The organism is Acidovorax delafieldii 2AN, assembly GCF_000175235.1.
Classification (GTDB): domain Bacteria; phylum Pseudomonadota; class Gammaproteobacteria; order Burkholderiales; family Burkholderiaceae_C; genus Acidovorax; species Acidovorax delafieldii_B.
Genome location: NZ_ACQT01000486.1, coordinates 1 through 1,399, shown reverse-complemented (window position 1 = coordinate 1,399; position 1,399 = coordinate 1). Strand labels below are relative to the sequence as shown.

Here is a 1,399-nt window from a genome sequence, read left to right as displayed (position 1 = left end):
GGGGGCCAGGCGCCCTGCATAGGCGGCCCGGGCGTTGCCCGCCAGGGTCCAGCCTGCGGGAACCTGCACGGCCTCGGGGGCGCACAGGCCAAAATCCTCATCGGCGCTCCAATGGCCTGCAAGCCCGCCAGGGCCCGGGATCCATTCGCAGTGCGCCACATACACCTCGCCCATGCGGGCGTCCAGCGTGGCCACCACCCGGGTGCAGCCGTGCTGCTGTCGGGCTTCCTCGGCCACTGCGAGCAGTGTGTCCACGGGCAGCACCGGCACGCCGGCGCCGCCGCGCGCACCAAAGGCCAGCCCCTGGGCCACCGCGCATGCCGTGCGCAAACCCGTGAACGACCCTGGCCCCCGACCGAACACGATGGCGTCCAGCGTGTCGAACGACAGCCCCGCCTGCGCCAGCAGACCGCGGATGGCAGGGATCAGCGTGGCCGAAGCCTGTGCACCGCCGGGGCCGGAGTGCTGCCACACGGCTTCCCCCGCCTGTGCGGCGATGGAGAGGGTGTCGGTGCTGGTGTCGAAGGCAAGCAGTTTCATGGGGCCGGAAGGGTCTTGGTTCGGGGTTGCGCAGTGCCCGCCGCCTCCACGCAGGTGCCAGGCCGAAGAAGGCACAGCGCTGGCGGCCGGGCGGCAGACGCTGCACCCGTGGCCGCCGCTGCGGGCGGCAGAAAGCGGGCACGTGGCGTGAAGCGCATGGCGCAATTATCAGGGGCGCGCCGCCGGGACGTGGGGCATGGGGGCTCACGGCCAACACCAGCGCTAGACTTGACCGATGAAGATTCTCCGTGCCGGCGGCCGTGCCGCTGTCGTTTGCTGGGGGCTCGCGTGTCTGGCGGCCCTGGCCGGCGTGGCCCGCGCGCAGGCGCCTGCCCCGCTTCCTGCAGAAGTCGATGCCGCCCTGGTGCGGGCGCGCCTGCCGCGCGAGGCGCTGTCGGTGCTGGTGGTGGATGCGCAGGGCGGCCGGCAGGCACCGCGCCTGGCACACCGCGCGCAGGCGGCCATGAATCCCGCCTCGGTCATGAAGCTGGTCACCACCTTTGCAGCGCTCGACCTGCTCGGCCCAGCCTACACCTGGAGCACGCCGGTCTATATCGATGGCACGGTGCAGGGCGGCGGCCTCAAGGGCAATGTCCATATCCAGGGGCAGGGCGATCCCAAATTGGTGATGGAGCGGCTGTGGCTGTTGCTGCGCCGCCTGCAGGGCCAGGGCATCCAGGCCATCGTGGGCGACATCGTGCTGGACCGCACGGCCTTCGACGTGCCCGAGCATGATGCGGCCCGCTTCGATGGCGAGCCGCTGCGCCCCTACAACGCCGCGCCCGACGCCTTGCTGCTGAACTACAACGCGGTGGCCATGACCTTTGTGCCCGACGCTGCCGCCGGGCTGGCGCGCATC

General features: G+C 71.7%; 2 protein-coding genes. One reads left to right on the top strand and one right to left on the bottom strand.

The features are described 5' to 3' along the window. A partial coding sequence (gene tsaB / locus ACDELDRAFT_RS22465) for a tRNA (adenosine(37)-N6)-threonylcarbamoyltransferase complex dimerization subunit type 1 TsaB (protein ID WP_005801190.1) occupies window positions 1–540 on the bottom strand: 540 nt, incomplete at its 3' end. Between the two features lie 235 nt (window positions 541–775). Between tsaB and ACDELDRAFT_RS22460 the strand changes: the two genes are divergently transcribed. After that, window positions 776–1,399: D-alanyl-D-alanine carboxypeptidase (locus ACDELDRAFT_RS22460; RefSeq protein ID WP_005801189.1), on the top strand; the 624-nt coding region annotated here is incomplete at its 3' end.